This window comes from Thioclava sp. NG1, from assembly GCF_003122275.1.
Lineage (GTDB): Bacteria > Pseudomonadota > Alphaproteobacteria > Rhodobacterales > Rhodobacteraceae > Thioclava > Thioclava nitratireducens.
Window position 1 is genome coordinate 166,226 of sequence record NZ_QFBB01000005.1, and the last position, 21,898, is coordinate 188,123.

General features: G+C 65.4%; 21 protein-coding genes. 18 read left to right on the top strand and 3 right to left on the bottom strand.

What is annotated here, in order from left to right:
* Positions 1 to 53 precede the first annotated feature (53 nt).
* From lptF to rsmA, 6 genes are all read left to right on the top strand, one after another.
* Entirely contained in the window at positions 54 to 1,199 is a 1,146-nt protein-coding gene (gene lptF, locus DEM26_RS11415; protein WP_109172437.1) for an LPS export ABC transporter permease LptF, read from the top strand.
* The gene (lptG, locus tag DEM26_RS11420; RefSeq protein WP_075774566.1) at positions 1,196 to 2,314 is read left to right on the top strand and encodes an LPS export ABC transporter permease LptG; all 1,119 of its coding nucleotides are present in this window, start codon (positions 1,196 to 1,198) and stop codon (positions 2,312 to 2,314) included. The genes lptF and lptG overlap by 4 nt, the downstream gene beginning before the upstream one ends.
* Positions 2,314 to 4,542 carry an LPS-assembly protein LptD gene (locus DEM26_RS11425; RefSeq protein ID WP_109172438.1) on the top strand — a complete coding sequence of 743 codons (2,229 nt, stop codon included), beginning with the start codon at positions 2,314 to 2,316 and terminating at the stop codon, positions 4,540 to 4,542. The genes lptG and DEM26_RS11425 overlap by 1 nt, the downstream gene beginning before the upstream one ends.
* Positions 4,543 to 4,634: 92 nt before the next feature.
* Complete coding sequence (locus DEM26_RS11430) at positions 4,635 to 5,864, top strand: peptidylprolyl isomerase (RefSeq protein WP_088718849.1); 1,230 nt, start codon at positions 4,635 to 4,637, stop codon at positions 5,862 to 5,864.
* Positions 5,861 to 6,883, top strand: coding sequence for a 4-hydroxythreonine-4-phosphate dehydrogenase PdxA (gene pdxA, locus DEM26_RS11435; RefSeq protein ID WP_088725044.1), 1,023 nt, complete (start codon positions 5,861 to 5,863; stop codon positions 6,881 to 6,883). Before DEM26_RS11430 ends, pdxA begins: the two co-directional genes overlap by 4 nt.
* Positions 6,884 to 6,892: 9 nt before the next feature.
* Positions 6,893 to 7,738, top strand: a complete 846-nt coding sequence (gene rsmA / locus DEM26_RS11440; protein WP_075774562.1) for a 16S rRNA (adenine(1518)-N(6)/adenine(1519)-N(6))-dimethyltransferase RsmA — start codon at positions 6,893 to 6,895, stop codon at positions 7,736 to 7,738.
* A gap of 295 nt (positions 7,739 to 8,033) precedes the next feature.
* Here the strand turns inward: rsmA and DEM26_RS11445 are convergent, their stop codons facing one another.
* The 3 genes from DEM26_RS11445 to prfA all read right to left on the bottom strand — a co-directional run bounded on the left by DEM26_RS11445 (position 8,034) and on the right by prfA (position 10,984).
* Positions 8,034 to 8,804, bottom strand: a complete 771-nt coding sequence (locus DEM26_RS11445) for a DUF4167 domain-containing protein (protein WP_088726775.1) — start codon at positions 8,802 to 8,804, stop codon at positions 8,034 to 8,036.
* Positions 8,805 to 9,074: 270 nt separating this feature from the next.
* Positions 9,075 to 9,932: a peptide chain release factor N(5)-glutamine methyltransferase gene (prmC, locus tag DEM26_RS11450; RefSeq protein WP_109172439.1), complete on the bottom strand. Its 858-nt coding sequence runs from the start codon at positions 9,930 to 9,932 to the stop codon at positions 9,075 to 9,077.
* Positions 9,929 to 10,984 (bottom strand): peptide chain release factor 1, encoded by a 1,056-nt coding sequence (gene prfA / locus DEM26_RS11455; protein ID WP_109172514.1) that lies wholly within the window; start codon positions 10,982 to 10,984, stop codon positions 9,929 to 9,931. Before prfA ends, prmC begins: the two co-directional genes overlap by 4 nt.
* A gap of 387 nt (positions 10,985 to 11,371) precedes the next feature.
* On the opposite strand from prfA, the gene DEM26_RS11460 reads away from it, so the two are divergent.
* The 12 genes from DEM26_RS11460 (at position 11,372) to DEM26_RS11515 (ending at position 21,896) form a co-directional block, all read left to right on the top strand.
* The gene (locus tag DEM26_RS11460) at positions 11,372 to 11,737 is read left to right on the top strand and encodes a DUF59 domain-containing protein (protein WP_078519345.1); all 366 of its coding nucleotides are present in this window, start codon (positions 11,372 to 11,374) and stop codon (positions 11,735 to 11,737) included.
* Between the two features lie 193 nt (positions 11,738 to 11,930).
* Positions 11,931 to 13,004, top strand: coding sequence for an alkene reductase (locus DEM26_RS11465; protein WP_109172440.1), 1,074 nt, complete (start codon positions 11,931 to 11,933; stop codon positions 13,002 to 13,004).
* Positions 13,005 to 13,085: 81 nt separating this feature from the next.
* The gene (locus tag DEM26_RS11470; protein WP_109172441.1) at positions 13,086 to 13,691 is read left to right on the top strand and encodes a hypothetical protein; all 606 of its coding nucleotides are present in this window, start codon (positions 13,086 to 13,088) and stop codon (positions 13,689 to 13,691) included.
* Positions 13,688 to 14,431 carry a DUF3307 domain-containing protein gene (locus DEM26_RS11475; protein WP_088718854.1) on the top strand — a complete coding sequence of 248 codons (744 nt, stop codon included), beginning with the start codon at positions 13,688 to 13,690 and terminating at the stop codon, positions 14,429 to 14,431. Before DEM26_RS11470 ends, DEM26_RS11475 begins: the two co-directional genes overlap by 4 nt.
* 25 nt (positions 14,432 to 14,456) lie before the next feature.
* Positions 14,457 to 14,828: a HesB/IscA family protein gene (locus DEM26_RS11480; RefSeq protein WP_088718855.1), complete on the top strand. Its 372-nt coding sequence runs from the start codon at positions 14,457 to 14,459 to the stop codon at positions 14,826 to 14,828.
* 83 nt (positions 14,829 to 14,911) lie between these two features.
* Positions 14,912 to 15,655 carry a triose-phosphate isomerase gene (tpiA, locus tag DEM26_RS11485; protein WP_088721743.1) on the top strand — a complete coding sequence of 248 codons (744 nt, stop codon included), beginning with the start codon at positions 14,912 to 14,914 and terminating at the stop codon, positions 15,653 to 15,655.
* A gap of 149 nt (positions 15,656 to 15,804) precedes the next feature.
* Positions 15,805 to 16,929 (top strand): peptide chain release factor 2, encoded by a 1,125-nt coding sequence (gene prfB, locus DEM26_RS11490; RefSeq protein ID WP_075774553.1) that lies wholly within the window; start codon positions 15,805 to 15,807, stop codon positions 16,927 to 16,929.
* A gap of 6 nt (positions 16,930 to 16,935) precedes the next feature.
* On the top strand, positions 16,936 to 17,481 hold the full coding sequence (locus DEM26_RS11495; protein WP_109172442.1) for an AAA family ATPase: 546 nt from the start codon (positions 16,936 to 16,938) through the stop codon (positions 17,479 to 17,481).
* 45 nt (positions 17,482 to 17,526) lie between these two features.
* On the top strand, positions 17,527 to 18,264 hold the full coding sequence (locus tag DEM26_RS11500; RefSeq protein WP_233243084.1) for an SDR family NAD(P)-dependent oxidoreductase: 738 nt from the start codon (positions 17,527 to 17,529) through the stop codon (positions 18,262 to 18,264).
* 105 nt (positions 18,265 to 18,369) lie between these two features.
* Entirely contained in the window at positions 18,370 to 19,143 is a 774-nt protein-coding gene (locus tag DEM26_RS11505) for a DUF2189 domain-containing protein (RefSeq protein ID WP_075774550.1), read from the top strand.
* A 93-nt stretch (positions 19,144 to 19,236) separates the two neighbouring features.
* Positions 19,237 to 20,472: a putative DNA modification/repair radical SAM protein gene (locus DEM26_RS11510; protein ID WP_088718857.1), complete on the top strand. Its 1,236-nt coding sequence runs from the start codon at positions 19,237 to 19,239 to the stop codon at positions 20,470 to 20,472.
* On the top strand, positions 20,472 to 21,896 hold the full coding sequence (locus tag DEM26_RS11515) for a UdgX family uracil-DNA binding protein (protein WP_109172443.1): 1,425 nt from the start codon (positions 20,472 to 20,474) through the stop codon (positions 21,894 to 21,896). The genes DEM26_RS11510 and DEM26_RS11515 overlap by 1 nt, the downstream gene beginning before the upstream one ends.
* Positions 21,897 to 21,898 lie beyond the last annotated feature (2 nt).

Here is a 21,898-nt window from a genome sequence, read left to right on the forward strand (position 1 = left end):
CACTTCGCCCGACAGGCTAGAGAAAGGGAAATATTCGGGGGTATTGAAGGGTCGTGACGCGACTGGACAGATATGTTTTGTCCAAATTGATGGCGCTGTTCGGGTTTTTCGCGCTCGTGCTGGTCTCCGTCTATTGGGTCAACCGGGCTGTGATCATGTTCGACAGCCTGATTTCGGATGGCCAGACCGCAACGGTGGTGCTGGAATTCACCGCGCTGACCTTGCCTTACGTCATCCGCATCGTGCTGCCGGTCGCGGCCTTCGCCGCCACGATCTACGCGTTCAACCGGCTCGATCAGGACAGCGAACTGGTGGTGATGCGCGCCACCGGAACCTCGAACTGGCGGCTGGCGCGTCCGGTACTGGTCTTCGGGCTGATCGCCTCGGTGATGATGGCGTTGCTGGTGAACTTCCTCGTCCCCGCCGCGAAGGCCCGTCTGGCCGAGCGCCAGCAGGAGGTCGCGCAGAACCTGACCGCGAAATTCCTCACCGAAGGCACGTTCCAGCATCCCGCGCCGGGCATCTCGATCTATATCCGGCGCATTTCTGATCTGGGGGAGTTGCAGGATATCTTCGTCTCCGACAGCCGCTCGGCACAGACGAGCACGATTTATACCGCCGACAAGGGGGTGATCGTGAAGACCGAGACGGGGCCGAAACTGATCATGTTCTCGGGTATGGCCCAGACCCTGCGCAAACCCTCCGATCACCTGTCTGTCACCCGCTTTGCCAATTTCACCTACGACATCGGCTCCTTCCTCAAGTCCGGGAAAGCGCGGGCGCTGAAGATCGACGAGATGATGACCCCGCGCCTCGCCGCGATGATGGCGGGGAGCGGTCTCGAGGCGACTCCGGGCGCCGACAGCGTCAAGGCCGCCCGCGACGCGCTACGACTGGAGCTCGCTCGGCGGATCACGCAACCGCTATTGGCCCCGATCGCGGCGCTGATCGGATTCTCGGCGCTGATGATGGGTACCTTCTCGCGCTTCGGCATGTGGCGGCAGATGACGCTCGCGATCGGCGGGCTGATCGTGATGCAGGTACTTCAGAACGCCGCAGAAACCAGTTCCGGGCGCGACCCCTCGCTCTGGCCGAGCCTGATTGCGCCGACGCTGGGCGGGATCGTGATGGTGCTGTTCATGCTGTGGTGGTCCGGTCGTCCGCGCCGCATCCGGCCCAAGCGGGAGGCTGCCGCGTGACGCTTGCTCTCTATCTTGCGAAACGGTTTCTCCGCAGCTTCCTGATCGTCGCGGCAAGCTTCTGGAGCATCCTGTTCCTGATCGACGTGGTCGAGGAAATCCGCCGCTTCTCCGATCAGGGGCTGAGCCTTTTGCAGGTCTCGTTGCTCTCCGCGCTAAACATCCCGGAGACGCTTTACACGATCCTGCCGCTGATCGTGATGCTGTCCTCGGTGGCGCTGTTCATCTCTCTCGCGCGCAGTTCGGAACTGGTCGTGATCCGGGCCGCGGGCCGGTCTGCACTGCGTATGCTGGCCGCACCGATCGCGGCGGCGCTGGTGCTCGGGCTGCTGACGCTGCTGGTGGGCAACCCGCTCGTCTCGGCCACGTCGAAGCGCTATGAGACCCTCCTGGATCACTACACCTCCAATGGGGGCTCGACCGTGTCGATCGGGCGCGAAGGCGTCTGGATGCGACAAAGCGCGGGGCTTTCCTCGGACGGCAAAACGCTCGCGCAGGCGGTGATTCATGCCGATCGCGCGAATGGCGATGCAACGACGCTGCATGGAGTGACCTTCCTGATTTTCGACCCTCAACGCGGCCCGGTGCGCCGGATCGACGCGAAAACCGCGACGCTGGTGCCTGGCGCGTGGCAGTTGCAGGACGTGAAAGACTGGCCGTTGGGCGACTCCACCAACCCCGAGCGCGACGCTACGATCGAAGACAGCCTCTCGCTGCCCTCCGACCTGACGGTGGCGAGCATCCGCGACAGTTTCGGCAAGCCCTCCGCAGTGCCGATCTGGCAATTGCCGGGCTTCATCGCCTCGCTGGAGGCCGCAGGCTTCTCCGCGCGCCGCCATATCGTGTGGCTGCAGATGGAGCTCGCGCTGCCGGTGCTCTTCGTTGCGATGGTCCTGATTGCGGCGAGCTTCACGATGGACCATGTGCGCTTCGGCGGCATCGGCGCGAAGGTTCTTTTCGCCTTGGCCGCCGGTCTGGGCTTGTTCTTCCTGCGCAATATCGCGCAAGTTCTGGGCGATAACGGACAGATTCCCGTTCTACTCGCGGCCTGGGCGCCGCCGGTGATCGGGTTGATGCTGCCGCTGGCGCGGCTTCTGCACCGGGAGGATGGGTGATGCGGCGGCAATTCGGCGCTTTGGCAGGACGGGCGAGCGCTCTGGCGCTGATCGTCGCGCTTGGCGTGGCAGGGCCGCAGCCCGGGCGCGCGCAAGACCAAACAGCGACCGATACGGCCCCCGCAACGCAGGGTGCGGCGATCCCCTCCTCGGACGAATTGGCGACGCTGCTGGCCGATCGGGTCGCGATCCGCAACCAGAACGAGTTGGTCGCGGAAGGGAATGTCGAGGTCTTCTACAAGTCGAACCGGCTGTCTGCAAAACGCGTGGTCTATGACCAGAAGGCCGACAAGCTTTACCTCGAAGGTCCGATCCGGCTGGTTCAGCCCGGCCAGTCGCAGGCGGTGATCCTCGCCTCGCAGGCAGAACTGTCCTCCGACCTGCAAAACGGCATCCTGCTGAGCGCGCGCATGGTGATGGCGCGCGAATTGCAGCTCGCCGCCGCCCGGATCGAGCGGCGCGAGGGCGCGATCACCATCATGGACAAGGTCGTGGCGTCGTCTTGCGAGGTATGCCGGACCAATCCGACGCCGCTTTGGGAAATCCGTGCGAGCCGCGTCGTGCATAACGCGACGACGCGCCAGATCGTATTCGAGGACGCCCAGTTCCGCGCGGCGGGCGTGCCGATCGCCTACCTGCCTCGGCTGCGGCTGCCCGCGCCAGGCGTGAAGCGGATGACGGGCTTCCTCGCTCCGCGTTTCCGCACCACGAGCGGTCTCGGCCCGGGGCTTCTGGTACCCTATTTCATCGCGCTCGGACCCAGCCGAGATCTGACGGTGACGCCCTATTTCGCCACTTCGCGCACCGAGACACTGAACCTGCGCTATCGGCAGGCCTTCAACTGGGGCAAGATGGAATGGTCCGGCGCGCTGAGCAATGACGACATTCGCAGCGGCACGCGCGGCTATCTCTTCGGCGATCTCGAGGCGCAGCTTCCGCGCGAGTTTCGCCTGACCGCGCAGCTTCGGCTGGTCAGCGACGACAGCTACCTGCTCAATTACGGGCTCAGCGACGATGACCGCCTGTGGTCGGGCGTCACGCTCGAACGGGTACGCAGCGACGAATTGATCTGGGCCCGCGTCGGCAATGTCCACTCGCTGCGCGCGGGTGAGAGCAACGCCACCGAGCCAATGCTGAGCGGCACCGGAGAATGGCTCCGCACCTTCCGCCCCGCCGGGATCGGCGGACAGGCCAGCGTGCGGTTTTCCACCCTCGCCACGCGGCGCGCTTCGAATGCGACGGTCGATCTGAACGGCGACGGTCGCCCCGACGGGCGCGACATGGTGCGTGGCTCGCTCACCGCCGATTGGCGGCGCAACTGGCTGTTCGGGCCGGGCATGCTCGGGTCGATCGAGACCCAATTCGCGGGCGACATCATCGAGACCAACCAGGACCCCGCCTTCAGCGAAACGATCCTGCGTGGCCAGCCAACCGTCGCCGCGGAGATCCGCTGGCCCTGGGTCAAGACGAGCGGTCGCGCGGCCTATGTGATCGAGCCGGTTGCGCAGGTCGTCTGGGCGCCCGATCACCTGAAGGACGCTCCCAACGAGGACAGCCAGCTGCCTGAATTCGACGGCGGCAACCTGTTCTCGCTGACCCGCTTTCCGGGCGAGGATGCCCGCGAGACGGGTTTGCGCGCCAATGTCGGGCTCGGCTGGACGCGTTATGACAGCTCCGGCTGGTCGCTTGGCGTCGCGGCGGGCCGTGTGTTCCGCCAGCGCGACCTGAACCAGTTCTCGCAGGGCACCGGGCTGTCGGGCACGAAATCCGACTGGCTTCTCGCGACCCATCTGACGACCGCGAACGGGCTGACGCTGTCGAACCGCGCGCTGTTCGACGATAACTTCTCCGTGTCGCGCGACGAGGTGCGGCTATCGCGGGTCGGAACTGACTTCGACATCTCGGCGGGCTATCTCTGGCTCGAGAAGAACCCCGCCGAAGGACGCGACGACAACATGTCCGAGCTGATGCTGGACACGGCGTGGCGCTGGGGCGCCGGCTGGTCGGGCACGATGAGCACACGTTACGATTTCACCGCCGAGCGCGCCGCGCGCGCCAAGCTCGGCCTGCGCTACCAGACCGAATGCATCGCGGTTGATCTTTCCCTCTCGCGCCGCTTCACGTCATCCACTAGTGTAGCCCCTGAGACCGATTTCGGCCTATCCGTCCAACTCGTCGGCTTCGGCGCGAGCGACGGTGCGCCCGCGCGGCGAATGTGCGGAAGTTGAGGCCGGGGATCGCAAAGCGGCCCAGCGGGCCCAGAGGATCAACGAGGCCCCAAGGGCCAGGACTGAACGAGACGAAACGGACAGGCACGCTCATGACGATGATGACCCGACTGCTCACCCTTCTGGCGCTGATGCTCGCCCTGCCCTTCGCCGCAGGAACGGCGCAGGCGCAATCGGGCGGTAGCTTCGCGCCCGTCGTCACCGTCAACGGCATGGGCGTGACCGACTACGAAATCAACCAGCGGCAGCGCTTCATGCAGCTGCTGAACGCCGGCGCGAACACGCGCGAGGACGCCGAGAAGGCGCTGATCGAGGACCGTCTGCGGATCTGGGCCGGCAAGCGCATCGGCATCAAGCTCGACGAAGCCGCGATCCAGAAGGGCATGGATGAATTCGCTGGCCGCGCGAACATGACCGGCGACGAATTCGTGCAGGCACTGCAGAAGGAAGGCGTCGATCCGAACACGTTCCGCAACTTCACCGAAGCCGGCCTTGTCTGGCGCCAGGTGATCCGCGCACGCTTCGGGCCGCAGGTGAACATCACGAAATCCGACGTCGACCGCGCGATGATGCCCGAGAGCCAGACCGGCAAGGGCGTGAAGGTGCTGATATCGGAGGCGATCATCCCCGCGCCGCAGGGCCGCGCCCGGGCCGCGATGGGGCAAGCGCGTCAGCTGTCGGCCGCGCAGGGCGAAGGCGCTTTCGCCGCGCTCGCGCGTCAATATTCGGCCGCGCCGTCGCGTGCACGCGGTGGGCGTCTGGACTGGATGCCGATCGACAAGCTGCCGCCGCAACTGCGCGGCGTGGTGCTCAAGCTCAAGCCCGGCACCGCGACCCAGCCGATCGAGCTGCAGGGCGCAGTCGCGGTCTTCATGCTGCGCGCGATCGGCGACGGCGATGCGCCGTCGGGCCCGCAGACGCTCAGCTACATGACCTTCGCGATCGGCCCGACCGGCTCGCAGCAATCGGCCAAGATCCAGAGCCAGGTGGCCGCGGCGCGCGAATGTAACCAGCTCTACACGATCGGCAAGGGCTTCCCGCCGAGCGCGCTCACCAAGCATGAGGACGTGGCGCAGGCGCAGGTGCCGACCAATATCGGTCTCGCGCTGGCGCATCTCGATGTGGGCGAGACCGAAGTGATCCCTCAAGGCGCCAACGACGTGCTCGTGATGCTCTGCGATCGCAAGGTTGCGCCCCAAGGTGACCAATCGGCCCCCGACCGCGATCAGGTCCGCGCGGCTCTGGAGAACAAGGCGCTGGAATCCTACGCCAATGGCTACATGGCCGATCTGGAAGCCGAAGCGGTCATCGTGCGCAAATGAGCGCCCAGCCGACCGATCGCACCGCGGCCCGTGCGCCCGACCGCCCCGTGATCCTCAGCTGCGGCGACCCCTCGGGGATTGGCCCCGAGATCGCCGCCCGCGCCTGGGAACATTGCGGCGCGAAACTGCCCTTCGTCTGGATCGGTGACCCCGCGCATCTGCCGCGCGGCACAAAGATCCGAGAGATCGACCGACCCGCCGACGCGCTGCGCCACGCGAGCGCCGGGCTGCCGGTGCTGCCCCACCAGTTTCCCGCCGCCGCCCTTCCGGGCGAGCCCGATCCCGCAAATGCGAAAGCCGTGATCGACGTGATAGCGCGCGGCGTCGATCTGGTGATGCGCGGCGAAGGGGCTGCGCTCAGCACCGCGCCGATCAACAAGAAAGCGCTGAAAGACGGGGCAAAATTCACCTTCCCCGGCCATACCGAATATCTGGCCCATCTCGCGGGCGTCGAGCGGGTGGTGATGATGCTCGCCTCGTCGCGAGTCGACCCGCCGCTGCGCGTGGTGCCCGCCACGATCCATGTCGCGCTCTCCGAAGTACCGAAACTTCTGACCCCGCAGCTTCTGCGCGAGACGGTGCGGATCACCTATGAAGGGTTGCGGCGCGATTTCGGCTTCTCGGCCCCACGGATCGCGGTGGCGGGGCTGAACCCGCATGCAGGCGAAGGCGGGGCGATGGGCATCGAGGAAGGCGACTGGATCGCCGACACGCTCGACGGTCTGCGGGAAGAGGGCTACGCGGTTGCGGGCCCGATGCCCGCCGACACGATGTTCCACGCGCGCGCCCGGCAGAATTACGACGCGGCGATCTGCGCCTATCACGATCAGGCGCTGATCCCGATCAAGACGCTCGATTTCGACGGCGGGGTGAATATCACGCTCGGCCTGCCCTTCGTGCGCACCTCACCCGATCATGGCACCGCCTATGACATCGCGGGTCAGGGCCGTGCCAACCCTGCCTCGCTGATCGCGGCGCTGGAGATGGCGGCCCGGATGGGAGCGGCCCGGCATGACTGAGGCTGCGTGATGGCCACGATCGACGGGCTGCCCCCGCTGCGCGAGGTTCTGCAGACGCATGACCTGGTGGCAAAGAAGAGCCTCGGGCAGAACTTCCTGCTGGACCTGAACCTGACCGCGAAGATCGCGCGCTCGGCGGGCGATCTGACGGGTGCCGACGTGCTGGAGGTCGGTCCCGGCCCCGGCGGCCTCACGCGCGGACTGCTGGCCGAGGGCGCGCGCAAGGTGCTCGCGATCGAGAAGGACACACGCTGTCTGCCCGCCTTGGCCGAGATCGCCGAGGCCTATCCGGGCCGTCTCGAAGTGATCAATGGCGATGCGCTGCAGGTCGATCCGCTCGCGCATCTCACGCCCCCGATCAAGATCGCCGCGAACCTGCCCTATAACGTGGGCACCGAGTTGCTGGTGCGCTGGCTGACGCCGAAAGACTGGCCGCCCTTCTGGGAAAGCCTGACGCTGATGTTCCAGCGCGAGGTGGCTGAGCGGATCGTGGCGAAGCCGGGCTCTAAGCATTACGGCCGCCTCGCGATCCTCGCGCAATGGCGCGCCGAGGCGAAGATCGTAATGAGCCTGCCACCCGAGGCATTCACGCCCGCACCCAAGGTGCATTCGGCGGTGGTGCATCTGCGCGCCCTGCCCGAGCCGCGCTATCCGGCCGATGCGGCAACGCTCAGCCGGGTCGTGGCTGCGGGCTTCAACCAGCGCCGCAAGATGCTGCGGGCTTCGCTCAAGGGTGTCGCCCCTGATATAGAGGCGAAGCTGGAGCAGGCTGGGATCGCGCCCACCGAACGCGCCGAACGGGTCACGCTGGAGCAGTTCTGCCGCCTCGCGCGCATCGTCGCGGGACAGGAATGAACTGCGCCGCGCGCGAGGACGACTTGCCTCGCGGTGCCGAGATCGTCTTCGCTTCCCTCATTTCCGGGATTGGCCAGTTGCCCACGTCGATGCTGACCGGTCACACCGCTGAACTGCCGCGATAGAGAGAGCTGCGCGGTTCGCGCGTGTCGGCTTGCACGTGGCACATCTGATGGATGGCAGCTGCGGCCGGGTGTATCCGCACGCGGACCAGACGGGCTAAGCGCCCGCCCCGCTCCCAAGATGCAAAAAGGCCCGCCAACTTGGCGGGCCTCGCGCTATCTCTTGGGAGGCTTTACTCGCCTGAAGCCTTCGGCAGCTCGGCGCTCGCCTCGGCTTTTTCGGCCTTCTCGGCTTTCGGAGCGCGCGGCTTGCGCGGGGCGCGCGGACGCTTGGGCTTCTCGGCCTTTTCAGCTTTCTCGGCCTTCTCCGGCTTTTCGGAGGGCTCTTCCGCCTTCGGCGCGTCGTCGCCGCGGCTACGGCTTTCGGGCGTATCGACGAGGGTGGAATCGTCATCGGAGTCCAGCTGCGGCATCGGCGGCATCATCTCGGAGCTTTCGCTCCGCTTACGCCCGGACGACTTGCCCTCGGGGCGCTCGTCGCGGCGCTCGGACGCATTGTCCTGAGCCTCCCCTTTCGAGCCGGTCTCGTTTTGACCGTCATTCTGCTGACCGTCGTTCTGACCGCTGTTCTGGCCGCCGCTTTGCCCGTGGCCGCCGTGGCTCTGACCACCATTATTCTGGCCACCATTGTTCTGGTTGCCGTTATTCTGGTTGTTCTGCTGGCGCTGCTGGTTGCGGGCTTCCTGCTCGCGGGCCTGTTCTTTCTGCGCCTCGCCCAGCATTCGCGTGTAATGCTCCGCGTGCTGCAGGAAGTTCTGTTCGGCCACGCGGTCGTTGCCGAGCTGCGCGTCGCGCGCGAGCTGCAGATATTTGTCGATGATCTGTTGCGGCGTACCGCGCACCTTGCCTTCGGGGCCGGAGCTGTCGAAGACGCGGTTGACGATATTGCCCATCGACCGTTGACGGTTCGACTTGTTACGCGAACGGGATTTCGAAGATCTCATGGCTTTCGTTTTCTTGGCCCGTTGTCACGGGCTTTTCGGAAATGGCCGCTAATGCATGGCCTGCGGGCTGAACTGTCACGCTGGGCATACCTGCCCGGTTTCGTTCCAAACACCCGCGCTGTGAAGCTGAGCCGTGCGGGGGATCAATATCCGGCCTGCACAGGCTTGACTAAACATGCGAGGGGCGACCTTTCAAGTCAGAAAATCGGTCAAATCCGCGATTTCGATGGATTCGCGGGGTTTTCCCCAAGTTTTTGCGCGATTTCGTGCTCAGGACGTGCCGCAATCCGCCGGATCACCGGGTTTATGCGCCAAAATGACGCGGTCGCGGCCGTCGAGATCACGGCGGGTCTCGATGTTCTCAAGGCCCTGCGCTGCGAAGAGATCGCTCACCGCCTGCGCCTGCGTCGGACCGATCTCGACGGCGAGGCGTCCGCCCGCCATCAGCCGCGCACCCGCGCCGCGGGCAATGGCGCGATAGGCGTCGAGCCCGTCCCCGCCCGGCGTCAGCGCCGAGAGCGGCTCCCAGTCACGCACGTCCTGAGAGAGCCCCGCCATCTCGTCTTCCGCAATATAAGGGGGATTCGAGACGATGAGGTCATAACGCCCCGGCACATTGGCAAACCAGTCTGAAATCAGGAACTTGGCGCGTTTGGCGACACCGAGCGCCTCGGCATTGGCTTTCGCGACCTCAAGCGCGGCTTGAGACAGGTCTGTCCCCGTCCCTGCCGCGAAGGGCATGGATTTCAGCAGCGAGATCAGGATGCAGCCGGTGCCAGTTCCAAGGTCGAGCGCGTGAACGAAGGGCCGCTCCAGCGCGACCTCGACCAGCAATTCCGTCTCCGGGCGCGGATCGAGCGTGTCGCGGGTGACGCGGAATTCATGCCCCCAGAACAGCCGCTTGCCGGTAATCTGGGCGACGGGCTGGCGTGCCTCGCGGGCAGTCAGCGCGGCCTCGAACCGGTCGGCCGCGTCGTCCGGCAGCGGGTCTTGCAAGGCGAGCGTCAGCCGGTCGGGTGCTATCTGCAGCGCATGGGCCAGCAGCCTGCGCGCATCGGTCTGCGCGCCCTCGATCCCGGCCTCGCGCAGACGGCGGGACGCAGCGAACAGCGCATCCTGCGCCCTCACGCCTCCATCTCCGCGAGCTTGGCCGCCTGATCGTCGGCGATCAGCGCGTCGACCACTTCGTCGATCTCGCCTTCCATAACCTTATCAAGGGAATAGAGCGTGAGGTTGATGCGGTGATCGGTCAGCCGCCCTTGCGGGAAATTATAGGTGCGGATGCGCTCCGAGCGGTCGCCGGAACCCACCTGGGATTTCCGCGTCTCGGCACGTTCCGAAGCCGCGCGGTCGCGTTCGGCCTCGAACAGCCGCGCGCGCAGAACGGCCATCGCATTGGCGCGGTTCTGGTGCTGGGATTTCTCCGACGAGGTGACGACGATCCCGGTCGGGATATGGGTGATGCGCACCGCCGAGTCCGTGGTGTTGACGTGCTGGCCGCCCGCGCCGGAGGCCCGCATCGTGTCGATCCGGATGTCATTGGCGGGAATGTCGATATCGACCGCCTCGACCTCGGGCAGAACGGCCACGGTCGCGGCAGACGTGTGGATGCGTCCGCCGGCCTCGGTTTCCGGCACGCGCTGCACGCGGTGAACGCCGGATTCGTATTTCAGCCGGGCGAAGACGCCCTCACCTTCGATGCGCGCCACCGCTTCCTTGACGCCGCCCAGCTCGGTCTCGGTCAACTCCATCATCTCGAAACGCCAGCCATGTTTCTCGGCGTATTTCTGATACATACGCAACAGGTTACCCGCGAACAGCGCCGCTTCCTCGCCACCCGTGCCGGGGCGGATCTCCAGGATCGCGGGGCGCGCGTCGGCGGCATCCTTGGGCAGAAGCGCCACGCGCAAGGCCTGCTCCATCTCGGGGATACGGGCTTTGAGACGCGGCAATTCCTCTTCGGCCAGATCGCGCATTTCCGGATCGCTCATCCAGCCTTCCGCCTCGGCCAGATCGGCGCGGGCCTGACGCCATGCCTCGATCTGGGTGACGACCGGCTTCAATTCGGAATATTCACGGCTGATCTCGGCGATCTTGGCGGGTTCCGCGCCAGCGTTGAGCAGCGCCTCGAGGTACTCGAAGCGCGCGAGGATCTGGTCGAGTTTCTCTTCGGGCAACATGGGATCGGTTTGGCGCGAAGCGTGCGGGGCGTCAAGCGGCGAGCGTTGTGAAGAGAGCGCCGCTTCCTCCCGTTGGTCCGGGGCGACCAGCCCCGGGCCGCGCCCAACTTTCCCGGGAAGGCGCGTTGTCGATGTCATCGCAGGCTCAAGCGCCCGCCGGGCTTGCGAGATTGAGCGCCCGGCCCCACACAAAGCCACGCGCCACCCGGGGTTCGGACGCGTCCCTTACAAACAACGTTCCGTCATTGCCTCTTCGCAGCGCTGCGACATCACATATCAGCAGACTGCCCACAGCTCCCTTTACGGCTCGGGTCCTATCACCTAGATAAACAGTCGAGTAATTCGATAGGCGCCCTGCCGGCGCCCCTGCCGATGGAAGAAGCCGCCATGACCGCCACGCCCGAAGAGCCGCTTGAAGGCACGCCGCTGATCAAGCCCTCGACGACCGACCATCCGCTCTACGAAAATGTCGTGGAAGCGTGCCGCACCGTCTATGACCCGGAAATTCCGGTGAACATCTATGATCTCGGCCTCGTCTACACGATCGAGATCAGCCCTGAGAATGACGCGAAGGTGATCATGACGCTCACCGCTCCGGGCTGCCCCGTCGCGGGCGAGATGCCGGGTTGGGTTCACGATGCCGTGGCCTGCGTCGGTGGTCTGCGCGATGTCGATGTCGAGATGACCTTCGACCCGCAATGGGGCATGGACATGATGTCCGACGAGGCGCGGCTGGAACTAGGCTTCATGTGAGGCTTGGAGGGGCTCTGCCCCGCACCCTGCGGGTGCTTCCGGGATATTTTCGACCAAGAGGAAGGGAGCCGCGCGGCTCCCTTTTTGTTTCCTTGCATTTGCGCACACAACCTTCGCACTGCGATGGACTTGCCGCCCGCCCGCGCAGCCCCATGTCATCTGGCCGAACGTCAAACCCGATGAGAGGACTGACATGGCTGATACGCTATTCTCCCCCACGAAGCTCGGCGCGATCGAGATCGCCAACCGCTTCGTGATGGCGCCACTGACCCGCAACCGTGCCCCCGATCTGCACCCGACCGATATGACGGTCGAGTATTATCGCCAGCGTGCAGGCGCCGGGCTGATCGTCACCGAAGGCACGCAGATTTCGCCGATGGGTCAGGGCTACGCCTGGACGCCAGGCATCTACAGCGAGGAGCAGGTCGCGGGCTGGAAGAAAGTCACCGAAGCGGTGCATGAGGCTGGCGGCAAGATCGTCGCGCAAATCTGGCATGTCGGCCGGATCTCGGTGCCGCAGCTGCTGAACGGGCGTGACCCGGTCGGGCCGTCTGCGATCTCGGCCGAGGCCAAGACCTTCGACGGCGAAGGCTTCGTGGCGACCACCACACCGCATGCGCTGACGGTCGAGGAAATCGCAGCGACGGTCGAAGATTACCGCAAGGCCGCGCGCAATGCGCAGGCCGCGGGCTTCGATGGCGTCGAGCTTCACGCCGCGAATGGCTATCTGATCGATCAGTTCCTGCGCGACACCTCGAACAAACGAGAAGACGAGTACGGCGGCTCGATCGAGAACCGCACCCGCTTCCTGCGCGAAGTGGTCGATGCGGTCACCGAGGTGCTGGGCGCCGAGCGTGTGGGCATCCGTCTCTCGCCGTGGTCGAACGCGAATAACGTGGGCATCGACAGCAACACGGCCGATCTGTTCGGCGCGGTGATCGATTTCCTCAACACCAAGTCGATGGCCTATGTCCATTTCGTCGAAGGCCAGACCGGCGGTCCGCGCGAATGGCCCGAGGACGGGATAGAGACGCTGCGCGCGAAGTCGAAGGCGCCCTATATCGCGAATAACGGCTACGACAAGGCGATGGCCGAAGCGGCACTGAAAGAGGGTGCGGCGGCGGTGGCCTTCGGCAAGCTCTTCATCGCGAATCCGGACCTGCCCAAGCGTTTCGCGAAGGACGCGCCGCTGAACGAGCCGAACTCGGAGACGTTCTACGGCGGTGGTGCTGAGGGCTACACGGATTACCCGTTCCTCGACGAATAACGCAGGCATTTTTACCTGCTAGGCTTTAGATGCAGGCTTTTTTACTTGCATACTGCCATGCGCAGGCGCTAAAACCTGCGCATGGCTTATTTTTGTGTTCTCACCGGCGATATCGTCGCCTCGACTCGGCTCTCGGCCTCCGAGCTGAGCGCGGCACTCGATGCGATCGAGGGCGCGGCGGCGGCATTGTCTCCGCTTCTGCGGGAAAGTCACTTTGCCCGCAATCGCGGAGATGGGTGGCAATTCGCGATACCCAGCCCGCGCCTTCAGGCTAGGCTCGCGCTGCTGATCCGGGCCGAGTTGCGCGTCTTGGGCGAGGCGTTCTCGACCCGGATCGCGATTGCCGAGGGCGACGGCACGCTGCCTGCGGATGGCGACCTGAACGGGGCATCGGGCCCGGCCTTCACCGCCTCGGGCCAGCTGCTGGATAGCTTGGAGGGGCCGCGCATTGCCCATGCTGCGGGCGGGGCGCTTGGCGCGGCGTTCCGGCTGTTCGATCACATCTCGGAGGCGTGGACCCCGGCGCAGGCGCGCGCAATCGCGCCGATGCTGCGCCTCGATCCGCCGACCCAAACCGCCGCCGCCTCCGCGATCGGGATCACCCGGCAATCGCTCGCACAAGCCTTGGCAAGCGCGGCCTACCCCGCCATCGTGGAGGCCCTGGCGATGATCGAGGAGACCCAATGATCGAGACTTTCGCGGCGCTTGTCTTTGCCCATGCCTTCACCGATTTCGCATTTCAAAGCAGCGGCATGGCGGCGAAGAAGGCCGGGCGGGACGAGGCCGCGCTGGCCGCGCATATCGCGATCCTCACGGGGCTGACGCTGTTGGCAGGGCTGCAACTGTCGTGGACGCTGATCGGGGTGCTGGCGCTGGTCGCGCTCAGCCATCTGGTGATCGATGTGGCCAAGAGCTTCGCACCGCGCGAACATCCCCTCGCCGCCTTCCTTGGCGATCAGGCCGCCCATCTGGCTGCGACCGCGCTGATCGCCACCGCCTTCCCGACATTCTGGGCCAACGCGCTCTGGGCGAGCCTCTCATGGCTCCCCGGCGTCCTGACGCTCGCCACCGGCCTTTTGATCACCACCCGCGCCGGCGGCTTCGCGGTGGGCATGCTGATGGTGCGCTACGAAGAGGACGCACCGCCCGAGGGGTTGCCGCAGGGCGGGCGGATGATCGGGCTTCTCGAGCGCGGGCTGATCTTTCTGCTGGTGCTGGCGGGACAGCCCTCGGGCATCGGCTTCCTGATCGCGGCAAAGTCGATCCTGCGCTTCGAGGCGGTGTCAAAAGACGGCGCGAATCCGAAATCCGAATATGTGATCATCGGCACGCTGGCCTCCTTCGGCTGGGCGCTCGCCGCCTCTTACGCCACGCTCGCGCTTTTGGGACATTTGCCGCCCCTTGGAATCCTGCCCGTGCCCGACTAAATTACTCGGTGAAGGAGAGCTCCCCATGTTCAACGTTCCCGGACAAGACCCCGTAACCCTGACCGACGCCGCCGTCGCGCAGATCGCCAAGCTGATGTCGCGCGAAGACGCGGCTGGCTTCCGCATCGGCGTGAAGAAAGGGGGCTGCGCGGGCATGGAATACACGATGGAGGTCGCGGCCGAGGCCGGACCGATGGATATCGTCGTGGAAAAGGGCCCCGCCCGGGTTCTGATCGCACCGATGGCGCAGATGTTCATGCTGGGCACAGAGATCGACTACGAGACCGGTCTTCTCGAAAGCGGCTTCAAGTTCCGCAATCCGAACGTCGTCGATGAATGCGGCTGCGGCGAGTCGATCAAATTCGCCGATATGGAAGCCTCCCAGACCAACGGCTGAGCCCCGCTCCCGCGCCAATTTGCCCTTTGCGAGTGCGATCCCCCTGCCCTAATGTCGGCCCGAATGACATAAGGGAGACAGGCATGCGCAAGAAGCTGGCCGCCGGCAATTGGAAGATGAACGGGCTCAAGAGCAACCTGGGCGAGGTGAAATCCCTTGTCGAGGGGCATCCCTCGCCCGCCTGTGACGTGCTCCTGTGCCCGCCCGCGACGCTGATCGGCGCGATGGCCGAGGCGGCGGGCGGCAAGCTCGCGGTCGGCGGGCAGGATTGCCACATGAACGAGAGCGGCGCACATACGGGCGACATCTCGGCGCAGATGATCGCGGATGCGGGTGGCTCTCACGTCATCGTCGGCCATTCCGAACGCCGTGCCGATCATCATGAAAGCGATCTGATCGTGCGCGCCAAGGCCGAGGCTGCGATCGCCGCAGGCCTGATCGCGGTGATCTGCGTGGGCGAAACGGAAGCGCAGCGCGACGGCGAACAGACGCTCGACGTGATCGGCGAACAGCTTGCCGGCTCCGTTCCCGACGGTGCGACGGCCGCCAATTGCGTAATCGCCTACGAGCCCGTCTGGGCGATCGGCACGGGTCGCACGCCGACGCTGGATCAGATCGCGGAGGTCCATGACTTCATGCGCAACACGCTGATCGCGCGCTTCGCCGACGCAGGCAACGGCATGCGGCTCCTCTATGGCGGCTCGGTCAAACCCGGCAATGCCGAGGAGATCTTCGCGACCTCCAACGTCGACGGCGCGTTGGTGGGCGGGGCCTCGCTCAAAGCCAGCGATTTCGGCGCGATCATCGCCGCGCTGGAGGCGAGCTGAGCCGCATCCCGCTCGGCATCCGGGGGGCTCGAACACAAGGGCCGCGCGGCTTTCCAACGCCGCGCGGCCCACGCAATTTCCCCCGCCCCGCCTTGCGGGCGCCGCGCCGATCTCGTATCACGCGGACCAAGCTTTCAAGAGGATGACAGATGCGCGCCGAGACGCAGAATACCGTCGAACAGATCCGCAAGTCCCTGACCTTGCTCGGCCAGCGGATGGACCTCGAGACCGCGCCGCACCGGATCGAGGAATTCAACGCGATGATCGAAGACCCCACCCTGTGGGACGATCAGGCGCGCGCGCAGAAACTGATGCGCGACCGGCAGCAACTGATGGACAAGTTCGAAACCTATAACCGGATCAAGCAGGATCTGGAGGACAATGTCGAACTGATCGAACTTGGCGAGATGGAAGACGACGAGGAAGTCGTCTCCGAAGCAGAAGCGTCGCTCGCCGCGCTGAAGGAAACCGCCGCGTCGAAAGAGCTGGAAGCCCTTCTCGACGGCGAGGCCGACGGCAACGACACCTTCCTCGAGATCAATGCGGGCGCGGGAGGCACCGAGGCCTGCGACTGGGCCTCGATGCTGCAACGGATGTATGTCCGCTGGGCCGAAAAGCGCGGCTACGAGGTCGAACTGCAATCCGAAGAACCGGGTGCCGAGGCCGGGATCAAGTCCTGCGCCTACAAGATTTCCGGTCCCAATGCCTATGGCTGGCTGAAATCGGAATCGGGCGTGCACCGCCTCGTGCGGATTTCACCCTTCGGCAAGGGCACGCGCGAGACCTCTTTCGCCTCGGTCTGGGTCTACCCGGTCGTTGACGACAATATCGAGATCGAGGTGAACCCCGCCGATATCCGCATCGACACGTTCCGCTCCTCGGGGGCTGGCGGTCAGCACGTCAACACGACCGACTCGGCGGTGCGGATCACCCACCACCCGACAGGCATCGTTGTCACCTCGTCCGAGAAATCGCAGCACCAGAACCGCGACATCGCGATGAAGGCGCTGAAATCGCGGCTCTATCAGATGGAGCTGGAAAAGCGCACCGCGGCGATCAACGAAGCCCACGAGAACAAGGGCTCGGCCGGCTGGGGCAACCAGATCCGCTCCTACGTGCTGCAGCCCTACCAGATGGTGAAAGACCTGCGCACCCAATACGAGACTTCGGACACGCAGGGCGTGCTCGACGGCGATCTCGACGGGTTCATGGCAGCGACGCTGGCGCTCGGCCTCGAAGGCAAATCCCGCGCCGACGCGCAGGCGGATAGCTGATCGCGAATGACGGCGCGGGTTCACATCACCGGCGCCGCAGGATCGGGCACATCATCTTTGGGGGAACGCCTGGCTGACCGCTTGGGCGTCACCCATCTCGATACCGACGAATTCTATTGGGCCGAGAGCGACCCGCCCTATACCGTCAAACGCCGCCCCGCAGAGCGGCTCGCCTTAATGGAGGCGGCGAAAAAGCCCGAAGGCTGGGTGATCTCCGGCTCGCTCGACGGTTGGGGGGAACCCGCGATCGCGGGCGCCGACCTTATCGTCTTTCTCACCGCTCCGACGCCGATCCGCCTCGCGCGCCTGCGCAAGCGCGAGGCGATGCGCTTCGGCCCGCGTATCCGCAAGGGCGGCGACATGGAGGGCAATCACGGCTCCTTCCTGACCTGGGCTGCGGGCTATGACGATCCGTATTTCTCGGGTCGCTCGCTCAGCCGCCATCACGAATGGCTGGCGGGCCGGTCTGAACCGATACTGGACCTCTCGGGCACACGGCCGCTGGATGAACTGCTGGCGGACTGCCTCGAGGCCCTCGGAATGAAACCCTGATCCGGTTTGGCGCGTATCCTCACCACTAGCGAAAGGATGACCGCCGTGGAGTTCAAGGACAAACGCATCTGGATCATGGGCGCGAGCTCGGGCATCGGGCAGGCGCTGGCGCGCGAACTGGCCGCCCGCGGGGCGCGGCTGGTGCTGTCTGCGCGCTCGGTCGAGCCGCTGGACGCGTTGAAGGCAGAACTGGGTCAGGGCGAGGTCGTACCCTGCGACGTCGCCGATTCCGAAAGCCTCGACGATGCGCGCGGCGAAATCCTGAGCCACGGGCCGCTGGATGCGATGATCATCACCGCCGCGCTTTACGATCCGGGCCGCGTGGAGCAGATCGAACGGGAGGCTGCGCGCAAGCTGGTGGAGGTGAACCTGCTCGGCACGCTATGGTTCGCGCAGGCCGCTCCCGGCTTGCTACGCGAAGGGGGGCAGTTGGTGATCTTCGGCTCCGTCGCGGGCATCTTCGGCCTGCCGAAAGGGCAGCTCTACTCCGCCTCGAAAGCCGCCGTGATCAACCTAGTGGAAAGCCTGCGGGTCGAATATGCGCCCAAGATCGACGTGCGGCTGATCTCTCCCGGCTTCGTGAAGACTCGCCTGACCGAGAAGAACGACTTCGCCATGCCCTTCATGATCGAAGCCGACGAGGCCGCCCGCCGCATCGCAGACGGGCTGGCCAAGGATCGCTTCGAAACCCACTTCCCCCGCCGCCTGACATGGCAGCTCAAGCTGTTGAAACGCCTGCCCTATGCGCTCTCCCTGCGGCTGACGAAACGGATGGGCAGCTGAGCCTCGCGGCGACGCAGCGAGCAATTCTCTGGACAGATCACGTCCGCGTGACGCAACGTGAAGTTGCGGGCCTTTGGGAGAGGCCCTCAGTCAGGGAGAAAAGCAATGCAAACGATCGTGTCGCCGCCCTCCGAGGTGCCGCCTATCCGCGACCTTCAGGCCTCGGACATACCAGACATCCTGAAGGCCGGATGGAACGATTTCAAACGCGCCCCGGCCTTCGGTCTGATGTTCTCGGGCTTTTACGTGCTCGGCGGCATCGTGCTCTGGATGGTGTTCGCAGCGCAGGGCGAGGAATGGTGGCTGATCCCCTTCGCGCTCGGCTTTCCGCTGCTCGCCCCCTTCGCGGCGATCGGGCTTTATACCGTCTCGCGCAAGCTGGAGGCGCAGGAGCCTCTGATCTGGCGCGAGGTGATCGCCAGCTGCGTCTCGGAGAAGGATCGCCAGACGCCGTCCATGGCGATGCTGATCCTGATGATGTTCATGTTCTGGGTCTTCGTCGCCCATACCACCTTCGCGCTGTTCATGGGGCTGTCGGCCTTCACCAACATCTCCAGCTCGCCTGAGATCCTTCTGACCGGGAACGGGCTGATGATGCTGAGCATCGGCACCCTGATCGGGGCGGGTTTCGCAGCGATGCTGTTCTCCTTCACCGTGGTCGGCCTGCCGCTGATCATGGATCGCGAGATCGACATCATCACCGCCATCCTCACCTCGATGCGGGCAGTCGCGGCCAACCCGGTCTCGATGGCGATCTGGGCACTGGTGATCGCGGCGAGCCTGTTCGTTGGGATGCTGCCGATGTTCCTTGGCCTCTTCATCGTGCTGCCGGTTCTGGGTCATGCCAGCTGGCACATGTATCGCCGCCTCACTTCCTGAGGTCCGGGCGCCGCTTTCCGAGGGGCGCGAGATTTCGCGCCCCTTTGTCATGGAATTATTGAAAGGGAGATGGCGTGAACATATAGTGAACACATGGCAAGGATGACCCTCGATCAGAAACTGGCGATCCTCTCGGATGCGGCGAAATACGATGCCTCCTGCGCGTCGAGCGGCGGGCAGCGGCGCGACTCGAAGGATGGCAAAGGGATCGGCTCGGTCACCGGCTCCGGCATCTGTCACGCCTACACGCCGGACGGGCGCTGCATCAGCCTGCTGAAGATCCTGATGACGAATTTCTGCATCTATGACTGCGCCTATTGCGTGAACCGGGTGAGTTCCAACGTCACCCGCGCGCGGTTCTCTCCCGAGGAGGTCGTGACCCTCACGCTGGAATTCTACCGCCGCAACTATATCGAGGGGCTGTTCCTCTCCTCGGGCATTATCCGCTCGCCCGATGACACGATGGCCGACATGGTGCGGATCGCGAAGCTCTTGCGGGTCGAGCATAATTTCCGCGGCTATATCCATCTGAAGACCATCCCCGACGCAGCCCCCGAGCTGATCGAGGAGGCCGGCCTTTACGCCGATCGCCTCTCGATCAATGTCGAGCTGCCGACCGACCGCGCGGTGCAGGACTATGCGCCGGAAAAGGACCCCGCGCAGATCCGGCGCGCGATGGGCGACGTGCGGGTGCTGCGCGAGGCGCGGAAAGAACGCAGCTTCACCGGCAAGCGCCCTCCGAAATTCGCGCCCGCCGGGCAATCGACGCAGATGATCGTCGGCGCGGACGGGGCGAATGACACGACGATCCTGAAGACCTCGACGCGGCTGTATTCAAGCTACGCGCTCAAGCGTGTCTATTACTCCGCTTTCTCGCCGATCCCGGACAGCTCCGCCGCCCTGCCCCTGATCAAGCCACCACTGATGCGCGAGCATCGGCTCTATCAGGCGGATTGGCTGCTGCGCTTCTACGGCTTCGACGTGGACGAGATTTCGCAAGGCACCACCGACGGCAATCTCGATCTGACGGTCGATCCCAAGCTCGCCTGGGCGCTGGCGAACCGGCATCTCTTTCCGCTCGACGTGAACCGGGCCGAGCGCGAGATGCTGCTGCGCGTGCCGGGGCTGGGGGTGAAGACGGTGAACCGGGTGCTGGCGACGCGCCGCTACCGGACGCTGCGCTACGAGGACCTGCGGCGCATGGGGGCGAATCTGAAGCAAGCGAAACCCTTCATCACGCTCTTGGATTGGCACCCGCGCGCGCTGACCGATGCAGCCGATTTGCGCGCCCGCTTCGCCCCGCCACCGCAGCAGTTGCGGCTGTTGTGATGCGGACTGTAAGCCTGCCCGAGATCGGCACGTTCGAGGCCTGGCGAGACGAGGCCCGCGCAGCCTTGGGCGCTGGCATCCCGCCCGAGGAGCTCCTCTGGCATCGCGGGGCGGGTGAGGCCGATCTCTTCGCTCAGGACGCCCCTGCCCCCACAGGCGGCGCTGTGAGCGTGCCAAAGGGCTTTGTCGACCTCGCCCGGCTCGTGGTGTGTCATCGCGACCCGGAACGCTTCGCGCGGGCTTACGCGGTGCTCTGGGCGCTGCGATCCGACAAGCGCCTGCTGGAAGACCGCGCCGATCCGCGCATCGACCGACTGAACCGCATGGCCAAGGAGGTCTCGCGCGACCGCCACAAGATGACGGCCTTCGTGCGCTTCCGCGAAATCGGGGCGCCCGACGCCCCACGTCGCCGCTTTGCCGCGTGGTTCGAACCCACGCATTACATCTGCGAGCTGACCGCGCCGTTCTTCGTGAAACGTTTCGGCGACATGGACTGGTCGATCTTCACGCCCGATCTGACGGCGCATTTCGAAGCGGGCAAACTGCGCTTCAGCGAGGGGCAGCCGCGCCCCGATCTGCCCGAGGATGGCGCCGAAGACCTCTGGCGCACCTATTTCCGCAACATCTTCAACCCGGCGCGGCTGAAGGTCGGCGCGATGCAATCCGAAATGCCGCGCAAATATTGGCATAACCTCCCCGAAGCCAGCCTCATCCCCGAGATGATCGCCACCGCGCAGGCCCGCGCAGAGGAGATGGCTTTGAGTGCCCCCACGCTGGCCCCAGCCCGAGCTGGCAAGATCACCGAGCGGCTGGCGAGCGACCGCGCCACGCCGCAGCCCGCGGATGACCGCGCGGAGCTGCTCGCCGGGCTGAATGGCTGCCGCCGCTGCCCGCTTTGGGAGAACGCAACGCAGGCAGTACCGGGCGAAGGGCCGCTGGATGCGCCGCTGATGATCTTAGGCGAGCAGCCGGGCGATTTCGAGGATCTCGAGGGCCGCCCCTTCGTCGGCCCCGCAGGGCAGCTTTTCGACGAGGTGGCGGCGCGGGCTGGCCTGTCCCGCGATCGCGCCTTCATCACCAATGCGGTGAAGCATTTCAAATTCACCCCGCGCGGCAAACGGCGCATCCACCAGTCGCCCGACCGGCAGGAAATTCATCACTGCCGCTGGTGGCTCGACCGGGAACGCGCTCTGGTGAAGCCGAAGGCGATCCTTGCGATGGGCGCGACGGCGCTGGAGAGCCTCACCGGGGATCGGCGCGGCCTTCTCAAGCGGCGCGGCACGGTGGAGGTACTCGACGATGGCACGCCGATGCTCATCACCGTGCACCCGTCCTACCTGCTGCGCCTGCCCGACATGGAAAAGCCCGCTATGCTGCGGGCTTTCGAGGCGGATCTGGTCCGCGCGGTGCAGATGGTGGCGTGAGG

Bases quoted from the DNA above. Each gene is read 5' to 3' on its own strand.
- rsmA (WP_075774562.1), top strand. From the start codon at position 6,893: ATGGCCACGATCGACGGGCTGCCCCCGCTGCGCGAGGTTCTGCAGACG.
- DEM26_RS11470 (WP_109172441.1), top strand. From the start codon at position 13,086: ATGGCTTATTTTTGTGTTCTCACCGGCGATATCGTCGCCTCGACTCGG.
- prfA (WP_109172514.1), bottom strand. From the start codon at position 10,984: ATGTTGCCCGAAGAGAAACTCGACCAGATCCTCGCGCGCTTCGAGTAC.
- DEM26_RS11515 (WP_109172443.1), top strand. From the start codon at position 20,472: ATGCGGACTGTAAGCCTGCCCGAGATCGGCACGTTCGAGGCCTGGCGA.
- DEM26_RS11475 (WP_088718854.1), top strand. From the start codon at position 13,688: ATGATCGAGACTTTCGCGGCGCTTGTCTTTGCCCATGCCTTCACCGAT.
- DEM26_RS11445 (WP_088726775.1), bottom strand. From the start codon at position 8,804: ATGAGATCTTCGAAATCCCGTTCGCGTAACAAGTCGAACCGTCAACGG.
- tpiA (WP_088721743.1), top strand. From the start codon at position 14,912: ATGCGCAAGAAGCTGGCCGCCGGCAATTGGAAGATGAACGGGCTCAAG.
- DEM26_RS11480 (WP_088718855.1), top strand. From the start codon at position 14,457: ATGTTCAACGTTCCCGGACAAGACCCCGTAACCCTGACCGACGCCGCC.
- DEM26_RS11460 (WP_078519345.1), top strand. From the start codon at position 11,372: ATGACCGCCACGCCCGAAGAGCCGCTTGAAGGCACGCCGCTGATCAAG.
- DEM26_RS11495 (WP_109172442.1), top strand. From the start codon at position 16,936: ATGACGGCGCGGGTTCACATCACCGGCGCCGCAGGATCGGGCACATCA.
- pdxA (WP_088725044.1), top strand. From the start codon at position 5,861: ATGAGCGCCCAGCCGACCGATCGCACCGCGGCCCGTGCGCCCGACCGC.
- DEM26_RS11510 (WP_088718857.1), top strand. From the start codon at position 19,237: ATGGCAAGGATGACCCTCGATCAGAAACTGGCGATCCTCTCGGATGCG.
- prfB (WP_075774553.1), top strand. From the start codon at position 15,805: ATGCGCGCCGAGACGCAGAATACCGTCGAACAGATCCGCAAGTCCCTG.
- DEM26_RS11430 (WP_088718849.1), top strand. From the start codon at position 4,635: ATGACGATGATGACCCGACTGCTCACCCTTCTGGCGCTGATGCTCGCC.
- DEM26_RS11465 (WP_109172440.1), top strand. From the start codon at position 11,931: ATGGCTGATACGCTATTCTCCCCCACGAAGCTCGGCGCGATCGAGATC.
- DEM26_RS11425 (WP_109172438.1), top strand. From the start codon at position 2,314: ATGCGGCGGCAATTCGGCGCTTTGGCAGGACGGGCGAGCGCTCTGGCG.
- DEM26_RS11505 (WP_075774550.1), top strand. From the start codon at position 18,370: ATGCAAACGATCGTGTCGCCGCCCTCCGAGGTGCCGCCTATCCGCGAC.